Source organism: Chromobacterium sp. CCUG 30098 (assembly GCF_059916605.1).
This window is the reverse complement of sequence record NZ_JAUCGS010000001.1, coordinates 858,349-876,083: the sequence shown is the minus strand read 5'-3', so window position 1 is coordinate 876,083 and position 17,735 is coordinate 858,349. Positions and strand designations below refer to the sequence as shown.

The following is a 17,735-nucleotide window of genomic DNA, read 5'->3' as shown; positions in this document are numbered from 1 at the left end:
TAATGACTTACAAATTACAAACTATTGACATACCGACGAAGCACACTCAGGATGCGCGCCAATTGGTACGGCCCAATACTCTGATGTACTGGCAACAGCGCCAGCCTAGTATTAAGCATATTACTGATAGGGTAAGACAATGGGTCCTGAGCAACTTCAGCTGGTAACTCATGCCATGGCCAGCGACAGGCACCAATCCCAGATCTTCGCAAATATGAAACCAGCTTGCCGGAATGATCTTCAAGAATTGCCCACTGCGGCGTACATCCCACGGGAAGTTTAGGAATATACGATATTAAACCCATAGCGGCGCAAGCCTCTACAAGCTGATTGTAATTGCCCTGTATAATCCGGCTTGTCTCTCTCAGGTAACATTCATCCGCCAAATAATGCCAAAGAGGCTTGGAAGCAATAGTAGGCAAGACCACACCGACTTGCTCTTCTACTTTACCCCCTCGTTGCAACTTGCGCCGGATATTATCAACCGTCTCAGAATAGATATTGGGCCAACCAAGTACGGCAATGCATCCCTCAAGAGCACGGCTGACAAAATAACGCACCGCATTTTGTGGCTCACCAAGAGTATTTTTAAGGGCACTCTGCTCATTTACAGAATGATTAAATCGCAGGGCCCCGCCATCCGGCACAGGCAAGGTTTTACGCATACTAAATATAGCGGCATCACCATACGAACCAACAGGAACACCATCAATACTTGTAAGAAAACTATGACAACAATCTTCAATAACTTTCACCCCTAGGGGGCGACACACTTCTACAATGTGTTTAACTGCGGCTGGAAAACCGAAAAAATGAACTAAGAGCACTGCCTTTACCTTATATTTTGCTATAGCAGCTAGAACTTTTTTTGAATCAAAATCCAAATTGGATTCAATATCCAAAAAAGCAACTTTATAGCCCATCTTTTGCAAAGGCTTAGTTATTGATGCACAGATGTATGCAGGAACAAGTATTACATCCCCTTGACTCAAACCCAGAAGAGGTAATCCGGCAAGTAAAGCATCTCGGCCACGCGGGTAAAATGAAAAAGGCCCAGCCGTCGATGGCACATGGACCAACTTTTGAGAAAACAAATAATGCCAAGGAGATGGCCTAGCTAAAACTATCACCTACACTCCTACAGGTTGCAGCCTAATTTCACAGGCACTTTATTCTTTGAAATAACACAAAAATTTTGCACTTCACCACAAAACGCCAACAACAATAACTCTTTCGTTGCGAACACGAAACACCAAACATAATTGCCATGCGCAAGCATGGCTATTGAATATGGCATTCAACAATGCCGACTTATACCAACTCAAAATCTCGATGGCGAAAGAGACGAGTCCATACATGCCTAATGAGCCATAATGGTGCACGATAAAAAGCCCGAAGCAGCAGAAAAAAAGCCCTCCGCCACTGTCCGGTCTTCAGAACAGCAACCGCCTCCGCCAATAGCACTCTTGCAGAGACAAGGCGCCAAATCTTTTCATTGTTTTCCGTAAAATTTTGAACCTTAAAAACATGATCATGAAGCATGAAATTTAAATTCTTGTAATGTCTTGCTAAGTTAGCCGAGCTATTCCCTCCATGGATAAGGTACTCACCCTCAACTGAGTGCACGAAAGAAAAATTAGCTTTTTCATATGCAAGGCGAAGCCATAGATCGTAGTCCTCAACTGTTACAAGCTCACAATCCTCTCTAAATCGTAATTTTTTCTCAACCAAAAATGACTTCCTCACTACAGTCGCAGAAGTAGAAAGTCGATTGCCCTCCATTAATAAAATACGATAAAAATCCTTACAAAAAGGGCCATACCTTAATACTACTTTTTTATCACTTTTATTACTTACAATCAATTCATCCGTGCTAATTACATCTGCCTGACTATTTTGAGCAATTTCTACTGAAACCACCTTTAGCTTACTAGAATACCAGAAATCATCTGAATCCAAAAAAGCAAGCCATTCGCCCTGTGCATTTTCCATGCCCAAATTTCTAGAAGCCGCGATGACGCCATTATTGTGAATTTTAAGCAACCTTAAACGACTATCCGAAAAAGAAGCAACAACCTCTTCCGTATGATCCGTCGAATGATTATCAATGATTAAGCACTCCCAGTCTGAAAAAGACTGGTCTATCACCGAGCCAATTGCACGCCTCAGAAATTCTGCATGATTAAATGTAGGGATAATCACAGTAAACATCGTCATTGACTAACCTCAATCACCGAAAATACTCATTGCAGTAGAGTAACAATTTATCAATCTCATCCAAAAAACTCTCCATATCGCACAAAGATGACAGATGATTACTCACATAATTTAGGGTTGCCCCCTCCTGTTCATTAGAACAAGACTGTCTTGTCAAACCAACATCATAACCAAGAACCGGTTTGCAACGAGATTGTATTAACTCAGCCATAGCAATAACACTCATAGAGTTACCACTACCCACATTTAACAAAGGAGAAGGCCTCCTCCGACTCTCGTCAATTCGAAAGAAATCAACTTGACATAGTCTGTCAATTAATCCACATACAGCACTCAATGGAATGAAATCTCTATGCTGAAGTCCATTACCCTTCAAAGTTAGATTCTTGTTCTCCACCGCTTGGCGACATAAGTCATTAACCAATAGCATCCAACAACGAACTCGCGTAGCTAAGGGCCTACCAAATGCATTTGATAAACGCAGTACAATGCCTTCGATATGACCTTGCTCGCCCGCCCACAATACGGTGTCCTCACCAGAGCGATGACTAGTCGCGTATGGATGCAAATTAGAGGGGCATGTCGACTCTGATATCCGCCCTTGAAGTGGGCTTGCATAAACATGCGCTGTCGAAAGATGAATGAACCGCTTCACACCTGAAGCAATCGCTGCCTTTAACAATGATGCTACATACACACCATTTACCAACAAAGCTCCAGCAGGGTTGTAAGCACAATCAGTGGCATTCATCCCCATTGCGTTGACAATCACGTCAACACCCTGACATATCTCTCGCAAACACTCTTCATCCGACCACTCTATCTCAACCAAATCAACATCCAAAAGCCGACCTACGTCGGCTTTAATGTCTCGTGTTCCTAGGCGTACCTGGAAGCCGGAACATAACAAGTGTTCTGCTACTCTTCCACCAACAAGTCCACCTCCTCCAGTAATCAAAACACGTTTTGTTTTTCCCATTTTGTCGCCCATGGGGCAGCCCCTTTATCCCAAATAGACTGGAGAAGGTCGTTATCCCTTTTAGTATCCATACAATGCCAGAATCCTTCGTGACGGTAAGCCATCAGTTCGCCCGCAGCAGCAGCGCGCTCCATGGGCTCTCTTTCCAACATCGTCGCGTCATCATCAATCAAATCAAAAAAACCTGGTTCAAAGACAAAAAAACCACCATTGATCCACCCTTCTTGCAACTGGGGCTTTTCTTGAAAACTTGCGACACGGTCACCAGCAAGCTCCAACTCGCCAAATCTAGCTGCAGGTCTAACCGAAGATATTGTAACCATCTTTCCATGATTGATATGGAATGCTTCAAGGGCATTCAAATCAATATCAGCCAACCCGTCACCATAGGTCAACATACAGCGTTCATTTCCAATGAAATCACGTAACCGCTTGACTCGGCCACCAGTCATCGTCTGGCCACCCGTGTCAAATAATGAGACATTCCAATCGATATTATCATGTTGATGAGGAGTAACAACTCCACTCCCCAAATTAACTGTAAAGTTAGAGTTCAGTGCATGATAATTTAAAAAGTAATCCTTTATAATATCAGCCTTATACCCTAATGCAACGACGAAATCTTTATAGCCATAGGACGCATAAGTCTTCATGATGTGCCACAAAACTGGTCGACCGCCAATTGGTACCATCGGCTTAGGAATAGTTCCAGTATACTCAGACAATCGAGTACCAAATCCACCAGCAAGAATAATTACTTTCATAAACTACCACTCCAATTAAAATCAATGTCGGCTAAAGCGAGGCGATCCACCTCTTCCGGATCGTGCATCATATCTGCCAGATTCATCACTAAGGACTCAGAGCCACCAACTCCTTCAAAGCCTAACCAAACCATGGGTGGAATAGTAAGACGGCCATAATTATCCGGAGAAAGATTTAACTGCTGAAACTGCCCACAAGTAGGTGATAGTGGACGATCATCGTACATAACAAAACGAACAGCGCCAACTGGCACAACCAGATTCAACGTCATTTTTTGATGACGCTTCCAGCCTTTAACAACCCCATGTTTAATAAAAGAAAAGTATGCCTCACCAAAACCCATATAGCCTGGATCGCAACACTTCATTGCATGTAAAACATCTCCACCGGGCACCTTCACACGAGCTAGCTTTGTCAACAGCACATCACTGATCATGCTTGAGCCCATGCCATACCCCTGCCTGCCGCAAGTGCTGAATATTCTTTGATTTGCGAAATCGAGAACTTAAGCATAGAGTCAAGCTCTTGCTCATAATGGGCTTTGTACCACTCAACAGTAAAACGCACCGTCTCCTCAAAATGCAAAGTCGGCAGCCATTTCAAATCAACAAAAGCTTTATCGCAATTAAGTTTTAGCAAGCCGGCCTCATGCAAATGTTGCTTAGATGAAGTATCTACCCAGCTTACATTTTTCCAATGTTTACTCATCCCATCAATCAACTCACCAACAGTATGATTTTGATTAGCTGGAGGTCCAAAATTATAGGCCTCTCCATGCTTATCTGCATTGCGAGCGAGTTCAATACCTAGGGACAAATAGCCACTTAATGGTTCCAGGACGTGCTGCCATGGCCTCGTAGCCCTCGGACTACGAATTTCTACCTTTTCTCCACGTGACCATGCTCTCATGCAGTCCGGTACAATACGATCACTGGCCCAATCACCTCCGCCGATCACATTTCCCGCTCGGGCAATACCAAGGCGAACGTTACAATCTTCACTCGCAAAGAAAGAAGAGAAGTACGACCGTATAATGAGTTCAGCTACACCTTTTGAGCCGCTATATGGATCCTTGCCACCAATTCTATCAGTCTCTCGATACCCCCAAACCCACTCCACATTATCATAGGCCTTGTCACTGGTAATCATGACAGCAACAACGGGTTTATTCAAACTACGGAGCGACTCAAGCACATGTGCTGTACCCATTCCGTTCACAGAAAAAGTATCCACAGGATTGGCGTAAGAGTGTCTAACCAATGCTTGCGCTGCGAGATGAAATACAAAGTCAGGTTGGACTTCATCTACAACCTGCTTCACAGCATAGCAGTCACGGACATCTACTCTTCTGTCATCAACCAGAGCCCCGATACCCGACACTTCAAAATTACATGGCTCACTTGGTAAGGCATCAGAGAGTCCCACAACTTTTGCCCCCAATGAGGACAGCCAAATTGCGAGCCAAGACCCCTTGAAACCAGTATGCCCGGTAAGTAATACTGTTTTCCCACGATAAAAGTTCAACACGCTACGAATCTCCATCTAACCGATCTTAACACCATTGTGCCCGGCCAATTTTGCAGGGCATTATCGCTGCGTTGAGCCCAAGTCTATGCTCAACAAATTCGACGTAGCAATAAAAGATTAGCTCCGCCTCAAGTCATCCTTCATTTCTCAATGATCAAAAGCTTTCTATATTCCTCAGCCATCCGCTGAGCAGCAAAGAGAGTCTCTGCTCGTTGACGTCCTAGTATGCCTAATTCTTTTCGAAGTTGTGGCTCCCGCAATAGACGAATGAGATGAGCAGCAAACCCTTTTACATCATCAGCTTCAACCACATACCCACCTTCACCATTATCACCAACGACTTCAGGCAGTCCGCCGACACGGGTTGCGACAACAGGTACTCCACGCGCCATTGCCTCAACCGCCGTCAAACCAAAAGACTCGAAGCTTTGAGAGCTAATCGCCACTACGTCAGCTTGATCAATTAGCTTTGGTCCATCAGGCACAAAACCTAGTAGATGAATATTCGCTTTGGGTGCAAGCTCACGACGGGCAGCCTCAACCACTGCACGCTCTTCAACACCACCACCACCACATGCAACTAGATGTGCGCTAGGAATAGCTTCCGCGACAAGAGAAAATACTTCGAAAAGAAAACGGTGCCCCTTCCTTGGCTCATAGTTAGCAAGGAGCAAACATAACGGCGCATTTCCGATTTTTAATTTTTTTCGTAAATCAAATTCATTATTTAAATCACGAGAAGCTTTTGAATTAATGCCATTATAAATATAGCCAATCGTCTCAGCCTCACGGAAACTACAACGAAAGCGTAAAGAATTTGCACAGCTGCGTGACACACTAATCAGATGATTAGTAGAGCGCACCAACAATCGATCTAATCTATTTTCGAACCAACCAAGTCCAAATCTAGGCTTAACTGCAAAATTATGAAAGTTATGAACACTAGGCCTTACATGCCCAACTTTATCCAAATCAGCCCAAGCAATATTGGCAATACGGCAACTTTCCCCCCCTGGGAAGCCACCATTGACCACAAGAAGAGCATCACCCTTCAAACTACGCAATAGACTCCGCAAAGCGAGGAGTTGTAAAGGATAAAAAATAATCCGCAAAAAAGGCTGAACACTTCGACGTGCTGCAAATGGTAGCCACCACAAAAACCGTCGAGAAATACTCCAACTCAAAGGAATATTATGAAATATAAATTCACACTCACGCATTACCGCTTTTTGCAGCACCACTTTTCCAGGATGACTCGAATTGCAAACAACGACAAAAACATCCTCTGAATCAGGCCAAGCATTCAACAATGTGGAACAAAAAGTATCTAAGCCGCCGTGTTGAATATTTTCAACAAACAGTATTATCTTCAAGGTTACACCGCCTAACGATCTAAATTAAACCAATCTCAACCAAACTTTTTTTATCAACATCGGAAAATCGAGACCTCGCTGTATATCTCTCAAACTCACCACAAGCTTTAACTACAAACAAAAGCAAAGGAAAAATTAAAAATGTTTGATAATCAATAGACAGCCCATACATAAAGACCACAATTGCAATTGGCAAAAAATCTTTTAAGAAGAAACGCAAAACCAAAACATATGCCACGAGGCCAACCAAACCTGTCTGATAAAATAATTGCGGCAATGCCGCAGGAAACTGCCTATACTCACCCCACCATGCATAACCGAAGAATGAAGCCAAGGGATTCTCAATCACCCTATTAAGCAAGAAAGAAGAGTCACTTTCCCTTACATCAAACGAACTTCTCTCAACTAAGCCTTGAATAAAGTCGCCGAAAATATTAAACCACAGAATCATAACAGCACAAATTCCTAGCACTAGGGTAATACGTACACATTTATTCCCTTTATTCAAAAAATAGAAAACAAGAGCAAAAATAAAAGCAAAGTAAAATGCAACAGAATGCGTCGCAAATGCTGCCAATACGTTAGCCAAGCCAAACCAAAAACTAAAAATCTTTTGACGACTAAAAAAACTTAGCATTGCATTTACAAGGAAAAACATCGACATCATGCCTGGCTCAGCAAGAATTCCTGTAACTCTATAGAGGGCAAACACGCCATAGTCCTGCACTACAATCGCTCCAAATGGAGAAATCAAATAGTTTCTTACATTTCCCTCGTAAAGCAAGCCAAAATCAATTTCCTTAAAAAAAGACAAGGCATATTGAGCTAAAATCCAATTTATTATAGAACAAATTGAAATGACCCAAAACAGCCCTCTCCACCATCGTACAATCAAATATACAAGCCCTTCTCTTTTTAAGTTTCCAGCGAGCACTAAGGCTAAAATCATTATTAGCGCCCCATTTATAGCTGGAGCCCCACCTTCAGCTGAAAAGCTAATCAGCACTCCAGATAAAAACATGATAAAAAAACAACAAATCCATCCAACGCAAAAATCTGGAGGCAGGCGATACCGCCCCATAAAAGCCAGCACAATTATTAGAAGTACAGGTACCGCTTTCGACAAGAAATCAGGAGCAAACCCCCGAAAAATAGATGGAGAAGATATTAATACAGAAAAAAACAATAACAATACAACAAGGAATTCACGCCGCAAGATCGGCTGCCGCAATGTAGGGAGTTTTTCCATATATACGCACACAAATTAACATACCGATTTTGATAAAAGCTAACACCAGCAAACACTGAAAACACACTCAAGCAGACTATCAACAATGCAAAAGGCAATTAGCAAGCTCGATGGCTGGATTTTTGCTCATTTTTGAATATTTAGAACAAAAAATTTCAACAATTTTTTTCCGTTTTGGCTCACCCCACCAAGCTGCCGTATCATCCCAAATTTCATTTACCATATGAGCTGCCGATTTCGGCGAAAGATGTATGATTCCAATATCAACCAGCGCCTGAAAATCCTCTTTCACTTCATCACGTAAATGAGCAAGACCATTTTGCCAAAAAGCAATAGTTGGAATATTCAGGGCCATGGTTTCCAACAAGCCAGTAGAGTCATAGCTATGAACAACCAATCTTGATCTGCGAATTTGATCTTGAATATTTAGCAGACCAAGATCTAACTTTATATCAGAGTCAAACTTCTTCCAGCGAGCCGGCTCATTCCAATCAAGACGAGCCCAATCATGGTGTAAACGAACATTCAACAATGACCTTACATTAGCATTCAGTCCACTCGCAAAAGAGAACTGATCCTCCATATAATTAATAAACTGCTGCGAGCCATCCCAAGTGGATACACGATGACCAGCCCAGACCTGCACCAACAACAAGTCTCCTTTAGGATCTACTCGCAGTACTGTGTTTGCAGGAATTTTAAAATTAAAACCAGGTACATGTTGATGAAGGCCACCTTTCCATCCCCAACTTATAAAGTTATCGCTAGTTTCCTCCTCCACAGAGGGGTTCATATAACGATGTGTACCATAATTATTTCCATGCTGCCCGACAATATACTTCACGCCACTTTGCACTTGCTTTGCAGTCCATACTTTAAATAACTCATCTGTCCCAAAATTATTGCTAGTGAATATGAATTTTGGTGACTTTGGCCAAGGCAAGTATTCTGCCTGACGCACAAGATGCGCATAGCCCTCCAAATAACACTTAGGGATAATCTCAAAGACCACGCTTCTGAATAAGCTCTCGATATCACCAACATCTTCAATCTGAATCTGCGCGCAAAGTTTTTTGCGTAATTTAAAATCAAACTCCTGAGCAAAATGAACTTCTGGCGATCTCCACAGCTGTGGAAACTGCTTTAAATATAGCTGAAGTTTTGCTTCTTCAAATCTAGGCAGATAAGAATTAATAATAAACGCATCACAATCTCGTACGAAATATTTTGAAAATTTACGAGTGCATTTCCACGCTAAAATTAATATTTGTTTTTTTACATTCCACTTCGAAATATTTACCTTACCCTCTGCCTCCATCTTTTGGCCGATCTCCGACCCTTGTATATATTGCAGAGATGGGGCAATTATTTTCAGAATACGAAGATTGAAATGACCGTCCCACTTCGGATCACTGTAGGCCCAGAGAGCCTCTCCGGAGGTTGACCTCGGCAAGAGGTATTCATCCTCCTTCGGATCGATAACAAAACTAGGTTTATGTATTTCAAGACAGCTTTGAATGGTTCGGACACGATTAAATACAACGGAGATTGCCGTACGAAACCATTGCCCAAGCACAATTTTCCAATACCGAGAAGAGTAATTTACGCCATGGGCAGAATTTATCACTTTGCAAAAGTCAACAAACACTTTCTCTTCTAATGCTCGTACTATTGCATGATCTATGTCCCGTTGAGCGATAGAAAAACCATATGGTGTTCCTATATAAATTTCACGCAAATTTAATTCGCTATCAGAATGCCCATTCTTACACCACTCTCCCATTAGTACTGCTGGTCCAGCCTCGCTCCAGAACCGTCTATCTGAAGAAGTAATAAAACAAAGTTGATTATTTTCAGGCATTACATGCAATCCACAGGCTGAGAGATTCGGGGCTCATCTCTCAGCAAAGCTATACATCAGTCGGTTGCCAAATCCTGAATCGAAACGGGCATACCAAACGCCACATCTCGAGTCATGACTTTACCAATCAAACTTTCCATATACTTAGGGGCAAGCCCATAACCAGGGCGGACACTACGTACAGAATCTGGAGTGATAACATCCCCCTTCTTAAGGTCTTTCACGAAGTAGAGCGAACGGCGAAACTTCACATTACCAATCTCACTCGACTTTCGCCCATAATTGACACTCCCCATAGCATCCCAAGCTGTTCTGGTGAACATACAAAGTTCCCGCAGCTCTGATGGCTCTAACGAGAAACTGTCATCTGGCCCACCACCCTTACGATCTAAGGTAAAGTGCTTCTCGATAATGGATGCTCCAAGCGCCACACTTGCAATAGCAGTCGTATTGTCTAGCGTATGATCCGACAGCCCCGTCACCAAGCCAAAACGTTCGATCATGTCTGGAATGGTACGAAGGTTGTAATCTGCAGCTGGAGCAGGATAGCCACTGACACAACGCAATATAGCTAACTCTTTGCACCCCGCCCCGCGAGCAGCCTCAATGGCCTCTCCAATCTCATCTGAGTCAGACATGCCTGTCGAAATAATCATAGGCTTTCCCGTACGGGCGACATAACGAATCAAAGGTAGGTCAATCGCTTCAAAAGATGCAATTTTATAGGCAGGCGCGCCTAAATCTTCCAACAAATCCACTGCTGTCGTATCGAATGGAGAGCTAAAAATTGTAATGTCAATTTTTTTTGCATATTCAAATAATATCTTGTGCCACTCCCATGGGGTATGTGCCCATTCGTAGAGTTCATAAAGGCTGCGCCCAGCCCATAAGCCTTCTTTTATTTGAAAATCAGGAAGATCGCAATTCAATGTAATTGTATCGGCACGATAAGTTTGGATTTTAATGGCATCGGCACCAGCCTTCTTCGCCTCATCCATGATACGCAAAGCAGCATCAAGATTCCCATTATGGTTAGCCGACATTTCGGCAATCACATAAGGATGATGCAGCGGGCCTATTTTACGCCCGGAGATACATAAATCATTCATTATCATACTTCTCCAGTTTTAAAGCATAACGCTGCCCACGAAGCTCAAAAAATGCCGGAAAACGGTTGGGATCACACACTCGTATCTGGTCAAATTGCTCAACAATGGATTTGTTCGGGTCTACTTGACTATCTTGCCATGTCCGCAAACGAAAATAAGTAGCTTCAATATCAACGGGTTGTTGCTGGGGGCAAATATTTCCAAACGAGGTCAACGCAAAATCCATCAACTCCATCTCGGCTGAAAATACTAGATCATTAATCTCATGCCATAGCGCAGTTTTTGGAATAGGAACCCAACGTTTACTCCAAATACGCCCACTATCAACTTTATCTTCCGCCTCCAATAATGACATTACTATTCCATCAGCTCCAGCTAATAACTCCCAGATATGTGGGCTCCACCCTCTACCACGGGGTAAATCACTAGCATGCAACACGAGCGATGAGGTATACGCTTTGCGATCTCGTGCGGAAACAATTTCTCCGCAGGAAATTAGAAAAAGAATATCACCACCGCTAAGCTCACTTTTTTTGCGGACCAACTCCACTTGGTGTTCAAAATTATTGCGAGCAACCCATAACTGAAGGTATGTATTCACCGGATGCTCAGCATCGCTACAGAGAATAGAAATTCTCACGCTAAAAACCTCTCACTAGTTGTCTAGCGACACGCTCGGTACCAAAGCCATCCGTCACTTTAGCCGCAGCCTCTGACATAATGTAAAGCAAGGAGTTATCATTAAAAATTTGATCCAAGATGCGGTATAAATCTGTAGATAGTGTATTCATTTCAACAAGGCATGCTGCTCCAGCAGCACTCAGCGCTTCTGCGATGGGACGTTGATTATCCGCCAACACTAATTGAACTGATGGAAGGCCAAGACAGCACCTTTCCCAAGAAGTACTACCTGCAGCACCTATTGCAACATCCGCTTCACACATCAACTCAGCCATGTTCTTAACACTTACAAGCACTTCCGCAGGAAATGGTAAAGTTCTCGCCTGCTCGATCACTTGATTTCGCCAAGGGGCACTCGGCCCTAAAACAACCGTCACGTGTAGCTCAAAAAACTTTTCAAATAATGCAAGTGCATCCAAAATAGCACCTGTCGCATTTTCAGCATCAACTCCACCCATGGTTATTAATAGCCGCCTAACCGTACTTAGTTTCCTCCTTGCCAGGCTCTTTTCACGCACCGCGGCAAACTCCGGGCGTAGTAATGCAAATTGCGGGCCCGTCATGCATATGCATGTGCTTGGAACAAGGCCATTATAGGCCATAGGGGTTTTGCCTAGATTTTGATCTAATAACAAGTCAACTGCATGCGGCCGATTTGCCAAGTCATCAATCGCTAGTAAATAGCGGAATCGAGAGCGCATTGCACACTCCCACACCGCATCTAAGCCATAGTGATCAACCACCATCCAATCAAAGTATTCATCTCCAATACAAGTCAGTGTCTCCATCGCATCTTTCAATGGCTCAACGCCTAACCAGGCTCGGTAGTCCACACTCTTTGTCAGTGATTGATTCACTGCGACGCCAGGCGCCAGCAATAAAGATTTAAAACCTCTCGCCTCTATATGAGGATGTAAATGCCCTTCATGTTCTCTTGTCAGAAAAGTACAGTCGGCCCCGAAAGAACGCAAACGCTCCGCCAGAGTCAGGCACCGCATAACGTGGCCAGTACCTATAGTTACCGATGCATCAGCACGAAAAGCGACCTTCACTAGAGTCCCTTACTGCAATAAGCGGTATAGAGCAGCTCTGCCCGCTCCCAATCTGCCTGAGTATCAATATCTACTACTCGCCATTCAGGAATCACGATTGTGCGGCCGTGCAGATGAATGTTCTGCCCTTTTAGCCACGCCTCAGCTTTACCCCAGTAAAACTGCCCTGCGTCAAAAAAGCCTGATTCAAGATCCTGAGTCCTAACTTCTGTATATTCAGCTTGGAAAGGTTGAACGTATCCATCTTCTGTACGCCGGAGGGCACGCTGTATCGGTGACGGAAAATGTGCAACAGGGAAAACGTAATGGCTCCGCCCTTCACATAAAATATTGTATGCCTGCACAATATCCTCCGTCGAAATGAAAGGAACTGCCGGATAGATGCAACACACTTCGTTTGCACGCCAACCATTCTTTTCACAATCTTGAATCGCATGTGCGATAACAGGTACAGTCGGAGTATGATCACAGGCCAGTTCAGCAGGACGTATAAAAGGTGTTTCTGCTCCATATCCCCGAGCTAGATCAATGATATCAGCATCATCAGAGGAGACCAGCACCCGATCAAAAATTTGACTATCCAAAGCGGCACGAATTGCGTAAGCAATCATGGGCAAACCATGAAAATCTTTTATATTCTTACGGGGAATACGCTTGCTGCCCCCACGAGCAGGGATAACTGCCAGTTTCATAACTGGAGAGCCTTATGCAAGGCTGCCACAACTCTATCTTGCTGCACTTCAGTCAGAGTCGGATACATTGGCAGACTGATTGCCTCTGAATAGTACTTCTCAGCCTCAGGAAAATTACTAGGCTCATAGCCTAACTCTTGGTAATAGGGCTGCTTATACACAGGAATATAATGCAAGTTAACACCAATATCTTCTTTTCTAAGAACATCAAATACGGTTTTATGTGATACTTTAACCATATTTAAGCAAATACGAATAACATAAAGATGCAAGCCTGAATAATTATCCGGCCCCTGCCATGGCGTAATCACAGGCAGTTTCGCCAATAGTTCATCATATCGACATGCAAGTACATGGCGGCGCGCCACATACTCATCTAAACGAGAAGCCTGACTAAGACCGAGCGCAGCTTGCAGCTCGGTCATACGATAGTTAAATCCCAAATCAATTTGCTGGTAATACCAAGCCCCATCTGGGGCATGAGTCATTTTTTCAATTTCTCGGGTAATACCGTGGCTTCGAAGGAGTTCCATTTTGTTGGCCAAGGAACGGTCATTAGTCAGAGCCATCCCTCCTTCGCCAGTAGTGATAATTTTAACTGGATGGAAGCTAAAAACAACGATATCACTATAACGACAGCTACCGATGAAATCTTCTTTATGCTTCCCGCCAACCGCATGTGATGCGTCTTCAATAATCCTAAAGCCAAAGCGCTTGCCCAATGCATAAATAGCCGCCATATCACACGATAGACCACACAGGTGAACAGGCACAACAACTTTAGGAAGCCTCCCCTCTTTCTCTGCTAGCAGCAATTTTCGCTCGAGAGCTTGGGGGCACATATTATAGGTTTGTGGGTCGATATCGACAAAGTCCACATTGGCTCCACAATATCGGGCACAATTGGCTGATGCTACAAAAGTAATTGGGCTTGTCCACAGCCAGTCACCAGGTCCCAATTCGAGAGCAAGACACCCCAAGTGCAATGCTGCTGTTGCACTATTCACCGCCAATGCATATGTGGCTCCCACATGGTTCGCTATCGCCTGCTCGAAGCGCGGGACCATTGGCCCTTGTGTAAGAAAATCAGACTGCAATACGTCAATCACCGCATCAATGTCTGCTTGGGTAATTTCTTGGCGACCATATGGGATCATATTTAGATGCTCCCTATTTTTTCGCGATTAGTATCAATCCAATCATGCAGTGTTTCCGCAGACATCCACTCAGTATTGTTGTCACTGGTATAACTAAAGCCTTCAGGAACACGCTTGCCGTCTTTAATACGATTACTGTCTTGATCCCAATTATGAATTGCAGGAAGTATTTTAAAATGCTCAGGATATTCATAGGTATAAAATGCATCCTCAGCACCAATCATCTGTTCATGCAACTTTTCACCAGGACGAATACCAACAGTCTCTTGCTTAGCATTTGGTGCAATTACTCCAGCAAGATCGGTGACTTTCATCGATGGGATCTTTTTGACATAAATCTCACCACCGACCATATCTTCGAACGCATGCCAAACAAGCTCGACCCCTTGTTCAAGAGAGATCATAAAACGAGTCATTCTGGGATCGGTAATCGGCAAGACACCTTGATCACGAATCGACATGAAGAAAGGAATAACAGATCCACGTGATCCCATCACATTGCCATAGCGGACTACTGCGAAACGAGTATCCTGACTTCCTGCATATGAATTGCCTGCGACAAAAAGCTTGTCCGATGCCAACTTGGTAGCGCCATACAGATTAACTGGACTACTCGCCTTATCCGTCGAGAGCGCAACTACTCTTTTAATTCCCTTATCAATACATGCATCGATAAGGTTCATTGCACCAGTAACATTTGTTTTTACACACTCAAATGGATTATACTCGGCGGTTGGCACAATCTTGGTCGCTGCGGCATGTACGACGCAATCAATACCCGTTAGAGCTCGTGCTAAACGATCTTTATCCCGAACATCTCCGATGAAAAAACGAACACGTTCATCATCTTTGTACAGTTTAGCCATTTCCCACTGCTTCATCTCGTCACGGGAATAAATAACAAGACGCTTGGGATTGTACTTTTTTAAGGTCATTGGAACAAAAGTGTGTCCAAATGAACCAGTACCCCCGGTAATAAGAATAGATTTTTGATTTAGCATAATACCTATCTACATTTAGTCAGATTTCAAACCACTTCAGCTTCACCAGCGCTTTAAGCCTAGTTAAGCCCACTTTTAATTCACTCCTCGTCATTGACAGCAACCAAGGAGAAAAATAAACATATAAACTCACCAACCCAATATATAGCAAAGCCATCAATGGGAGCTTTAAAAACAAAGACCCATTTTCGCCGAGAAGACTCCAAACAGCCAAATGGGAAGACCACCCTAAGCCCACACATCCTAATAAAGCAAAAATCTGGTATTTCCAGTCAAAATGCCATCCAAAAGTACGTGCGATCATCCAAGCCATAAAGCTCACAGAAAATATTTGAACAAAAACTAACTTTAAAGCCAAGCCATTTGCCCCCAACTGCAGGCCAGGTACAGCCGCGTTGGTTGGAGCAAGCACAAGATATGCGGCAACCAAGCTCACCAACATACCAAGCGAACCTGACAAAGCATATACTCTTGTATGTCCTGTCGCGAACAGCATCGTTCCACCAATCTGCCCCATTGACTGATGTACCGGGTAAAGCAGCATGATGGCCATCGCCGTTGTTCCACTCAGATAGTCTTGCCCAACCGTCACCCGTAGAATCTCAGGAGCCAGAGGTTGAAGCCCTCCCGCCACAAATGCTCCCACAAAAAACAATAGTCGTGAAGCACGCTGGTATAGCACCTTCAGTCGCTGCATGTCTTGTTGATGGTGTGCTTCCGCAACCTCTTTCCACAGGATACGCAGTACAGAGACGGTTGCCAGCAACGCCACAGCTGAATACTGCTGTGCAACGCTAAAATAAGCTTGCTCCTTGGCCCCTCCCCATGTCTGCAGCATCCAACGATCCGCAAAATCATGCACAAAGCCGAGGAGCATCACTGGTATCAATGGCGCGCAATACACAAAGAACTCCCGGAACATGCTCTTCGGTGTGTCTGACGCAGCAGCCCCTTCTGTCAAACTTACTTTTGAAGACACATACAAGCGAGACGCAAACCATGCAGCAATTGCCCATTCGATAATGAGTGCGACAAACACTAAAGTGATGGCTAACTTGCCCAATAATGCCAATGCAATTACCACAATCAAGTGGAGCATGACGGCTAATGTGTTGATCTGCTGACCTCGGATCGTTTGCCGGCTTGCTTCGGCCATCTGTGCAGCCAATGTCCATACCGTTCCTTGCATGAACGCGGCCAAGAAAGCCAAAGCCAAAACTGAACGGGACTCTCCGGCCCACAACATCCCGAGCAAGGAGTCTGGCATCAATAGAAGCAGGAATAGTAATGCCACTACCAACTGAATCGCAATCCACCCCCAAAAGACTGCGATGAATCTCTTACTGCGCTGACGACGAGAGAGCAGGGTAAAAAAGGCGGTTGAGCTACCTAGATCCAACATGCCACGGAGGGCGGTAAAGGCAGCAAGCAGAAAAGACATTCGCCCATAGTCTGTAGGTCCTAACCAACGTGCAAGCAAAATGCCCGTAGCGACAGTCACCACGCTTCTAATCAAATTGGCGACAAAGCTGGCAAAAAAACGAGACTTTATATTAGCCACTACTCATTCCCAGTTTATACAGAAAAGTAGGGCCCCCCTAACTTTCCCCCTTACATCAAAGCCTCACGTCAGGTCTAAGCCTACAGAAACAGTACAGCATTAGATATTGGCAAATAAACCCCACCGACTCTCTCAAAAAAAGCACTTGCCTAAGAATCAGCACTAACACTTCACTGTCATGAAAGTTCACCCCCCGATACGCCAAGAGAAATCACCTATAGCGCTCTTATCTGGGTGACTCCTAACTCAGACTCCACAGACCTCTACCTAATCAGGTACAAAAAATGGTAAACAACCAACTAATTTCACCTAATGAACCAAGCCCCAAATCATTAAAAGCATAAACACAGCGGACAACAATTCAAAAACACTCATCTATTGATGAAAAGCCACACTGAAAACTTAATTTATCAAAACAGAAAAATATTATAAAAGCAGCCCCCTATAAACAATACTCCTCAATGAATGAGGAGTATTATCATATGCCTTTATCTACAGCCCTTATGATTTC

16 protein-coding genes are annotated in these 17,735 nt (G+C 43.8%); all 16 read right to left on the bottom strand.

All coding sequences use genetic code 11. The features are described from left to right. Window positions 1–14: 14 nt before the first annotated feature. Window positions 15–1,130, bottom strand: a complete 1,116-nt coding sequence (locus tag QUG03_RS04110; protein WP_500819457.1) for a DegT/DnrJ/EryC1/StrS family aminotransferase — start codon at window positions 1,128–1,130, stop codon at window positions 15–17. 181 nt (window positions 1,131–1,311) lie between these two features. Then, window positions 1,312–2,217, bottom strand: coding sequence for a glycosyltransferase (locus QUG03_RS04105; protein WP_500819456.1), 906 nt, complete (start codon window positions 2,215–2,217; stop codon window positions 1,312–1,314). A gap of 13 nt (window positions 2,218–2,230) precedes the next feature. Then, window positions 2,231–3,208 carry an NAD-dependent epimerase/dehydratase gene (locus QUG03_RS04100; protein ID WP_500819455.1) on the bottom strand — a complete coding sequence of 326 codons (978 nt, stop codon included), beginning with the start codon at window positions 3,206–3,208 and terminating at the stop codon, window positions 2,231–2,233. Next, complete coding sequence (rfbF, locus tag QUG03_RS04095) at window positions 3,172–3,960, bottom strand: glucose-1-phosphate cytidylyltransferase (RefSeq protein ID WP_279721279.1); 789 nt, start codon at window positions 3,958–3,960, stop codon at window positions 3,172–3,174. Before rfbF ends, QUG03_RS04100 begins: the two co-directional genes overlap by 37 nt. After that, window positions 3,957–4,409, bottom strand: coding sequence for a dTDP-4-dehydrorhamnose 3,5-epimerase family protein (locus tag QUG03_RS04090; protein WP_500819454.1), 453 nt, complete (start codon window positions 4,407–4,409; stop codon window positions 3,957–3,959). Before QUG03_RS04090 ends, rfbF begins: the two co-directional genes overlap by 4 nt. Further along, window positions 4,394–5,503 (bottom strand): CDP-glucose 4,6-dehydratase, encoded by a 1,110-nt coding sequence (gene rfbG / locus QUG03_RS04085; protein WP_500819452.1) that lies wholly within the window; start codon window positions 5,501–5,503, stop codon window positions 4,394–4,396. The genes QUG03_RS04090 and rfbG overlap by 16 nt, the downstream gene beginning before the upstream one ends. A 125-nt stretch (window positions 5,504–5,628) precedes the next feature. Then, a complete protein-coding gene (locus tag QUG03_RS04080; RefSeq protein ID WP_500819450.1) occupies window positions 5,629–6,861 on the bottom strand; it encodes a glycosyltransferase family 4 protein in 1,233 nt (410 codons plus the stop codon). 19 nt (window positions 6,862–6,880) lie between these two features. Next, the gene (locus QUG03_RS04075) at window positions 6,881–8,110 is read right to left on the bottom strand and encodes a hypothetical protein (protein ID WP_500819449.1); all 1,230 of its coding nucleotides are present in this window, start codon (window positions 8,108–8,110) and stop codon (window positions 6,881–6,883) included. 79 nt (window positions 8,111–8,189) lie between these two features. Continuing rightward, window positions 8,190–9,971: an LIC12162 family transferase gene (locus QUG03_RS04070; protein ID WP_500819448.1), complete on the bottom strand. Its 1,782-nt coding sequence runs from the start codon at window positions 9,969–9,971 to the stop codon at window positions 8,190–8,192. 56 nt (window positions 9,972–10,027) lie between these two features. After that, the gene (pseI, locus tag QUG03_RS04065) at window positions 10,028–11,080 is read right to left on the bottom strand and encodes a pseudaminic acid synthase (protein WP_500819447.1); all 1,053 of its coding nucleotides are present in this window, start codon (window positions 11,078–11,080) and stop codon (window positions 10,028–10,030) included. After that, window positions 11,073–11,720: a hypothetical protein gene (locus tag QUG03_RS04060; protein WP_500819446.1), complete on the bottom strand. Its 648-nt coding sequence runs from the start codon at window positions 11,718–11,720 to the stop codon at window positions 11,073–11,075. Before QUG03_RS04060 ends, pseI begins: the two co-directional genes overlap by 8 nt. A 1-nt stretch (window position 11,721) precedes the next feature. Continuing rightward, on the bottom strand, window positions 11,722–12,813 hold the full coding sequence (gene pseG / locus QUG03_RS04055; protein WP_500819445.1) for a UDP-2,4-diacetamido-2,4,6-trideoxy-beta-L-altropyranose hydrolase: 1,092 nt from the start codon (window positions 12,811–12,813) through the stop codon (window positions 11,722–11,724). Further along, window positions 12,813–13,505 (bottom strand): pseudaminic acid cytidylyltransferase, encoded by a 693-nt coding sequence (gene pseF, locus QUG03_RS04050; protein WP_500819443.1) that lies wholly within the window; start codon window positions 13,503–13,505, stop codon window positions 12,813–12,815. The genes pseG and pseF overlap by 1 nt, the downstream gene beginning before the upstream one ends. Beyond that, window positions 13,502–14,662 (bottom strand): UDP-4-amino-4,6-dideoxy-N-acetyl-beta-L-altrosamine transaminase, encoded by a 1,161-nt coding sequence (gene pseC, locus QUG03_RS04045; RefSeq protein ID WP_500819441.1) that lies wholly within the window; start codon window positions 14,660–14,662, stop codon window positions 13,502–13,504. The genes pseF and pseC overlap by 4 nt, the downstream gene beginning before the upstream one ends. Window positions 14,663–14,664: 2 nt before the next feature. Then, on the bottom strand, window positions 14,665–15,663 hold the full coding sequence (pseB, locus tag QUG03_RS04040; RefSeq protein WP_500819440.1) for a UDP-N-acetylglucosamine 4,6-dehydratase (inverting): 999 nt from the start codon (window positions 15,661–15,663) through the stop codon (window positions 14,665–14,667). A gap of 19 nt (window positions 15,664–15,682) precedes the next feature. Continuing rightward, window positions 15,683–17,224: an oligosaccharide flippase family protein gene (locus tag QUG03_RS04035; RefSeq protein ID WP_500819438.1), complete on the bottom strand. Its 1,542-nt coding sequence runs from the start codon at window positions 17,222–17,224 to the stop codon at window positions 15,683–15,685. Window positions 17,225–17,735: the final 511 nt, after the last annotated feature.

Coding starts and splice junctions, on each gene's coding strand:
- QUG03_RS04105 (WP_500819456.1), bottom strand. CDS start 2,217: ATGACGATGTTTACTGTGATTATCCCTACATTTAATCATGCAGAATTT.
- QUG03_RS04100 (WP_500819455.1), bottom strand. CDS start 3,208: ATGGGCGACAAAATGGGAAAAACAAAACGTGTTTTGATTACTGGAGGA.
- rfbF (WP_279721279.1), bottom strand. CDS start 3,960: ATGAAAGTAATTATTCTTGCTGGTGGATTTGGTACTCGATTGTCTGAG.
- QUG03_RS04090 (WP_500819454.1), bottom strand. CDS start 4,409: ATGGGCTCAAGCATGATCAGTGATGTGCTGTTGACAAAGCTAGCTCGT.
- rfbG (WP_500819452.1), bottom strand. CDS start 5,503: ATGGAGATTCGTAGCGTGTTGAACTTTTATCGTGGGAAAACAGTATTA.
- QUG03_RS04075 (WP_500819449.1), bottom strand. CDS start 8,110: ATGGAAAAACTCCCTACATTGCGGCAGCCGATCTTGCGGCGTGAATTC.
- QUG03_RS04070 (WP_500819448.1), bottom strand. CDS start 9,971: ATGCCTGAAAATAATCAACTTTGTTTTATTACTTCTTCAGATAGACGG.
- pseI (WP_500819447.1), bottom strand. CDS start 11,080: ATGAATGATTTATGTATCTCCGGGCGTAAAATAGGCCCGCTGCATCAT.
- pseF (WP_500819443.1), bottom strand. CDS start 13,505: ATGAAACTGGCAGTTATCCCTGCTCGTGGGGGCAGCAAGCGTATTCCC.
- pseC (WP_500819441.1), bottom strand. CDS start 14,662: ATGATCCCATATGGTCGCCAAGAAATTACCCAAGCAGACATTGATGCG.
- pseB (WP_500819440.1), bottom strand. CDS start 15,663: ATGCTAAATCAAAAATCTATTCTTATTACCGGGGGTACTGGTTCATTT.